General features: G+C 64.1%; 1 pseudogene. It reads right to left on the reverse strand.

Annotated elements, in window-relative coordinates:
* A pseudogene (locus tag GTU76_RS29745) lies at positions 1-750 on the reverse strand (type IV secretion protein Rhs); the annotation flags it as partial.

The following is a 750-nucleotide window of genomic DNA, read 5'->3' on the forward strand; positions in this document are numbered from 1 at the left end:
AACGGGCAGGCTTTTTTCGGGCCTTTGCCGTCGAGCAATGCCAGCGGGCGGAAGGTGCCGGGTTCGTAGACGTAGCTGCGGTATTCGCTTTCGCTGCTTTCGGCGACGAGGTGGTCGCCTTGCCAGAAGAACTCGGTGGTCTCGCCGTTGACGGTTTTGCGGATGCGCCGGCCGAAGGCGTCGTACTTGTAAGAGGCGGTCTGGCCGTCGGGGCGGGTCAGGCCGATCAGGCGGTGCTGGCTGTCGTAGCGGTATTCGGTGACGAGGGTTTGCGCGCGGCCGCGACGTTCGCGGATCAGGTTGCCGAAGGCGTCGTAGTCGTAATGACGATCGCCCTGCATCAGCAGGCGATTGCCCTTGATCTGGCTCGGGCCGGGGCGGTCCTGCATCAGCAGGTTGCCGGCCGGGTCGTGGGCGAAGCTTTCTGGCAGTTCGTCGCGTGAGTGGCGTACGCGGATCAGCCGGTCGAGCGCGTCGTAACCGTAGGTGCGCTGGCCGTGGCGGCTGTCGGCGATGTGCGCGAGATTGCCGTTGGCGCTGTAGGCATAATCGCGGCGGTACAGCGAATCGTGCTGATGGCCTACAGCGTGGGCGAGTAATCGTCCCTGATCGTCGTAAGAGTATTCGCTGAGCAGCAAGCCCTGCTGGCGTTGTTGTTCGCGGCCCGACTGGTAGACATGGCGGGTCAGCGATGCGCCATTGAGGTCGATGGCGGCCAGTGCACCGCCCTTGGCGTAGTGATAGTCGAGT

This window comes from Pseudomonas crudilactis, assembly GCF_013433315.1.
GTDB classification, from domain to species: Bacteria; Pseudomonadota; Gammaproteobacteria; order Pseudomonadales; family Pseudomonadaceae; genus Aquipseudomonas; species Aquipseudomonas crudilactis.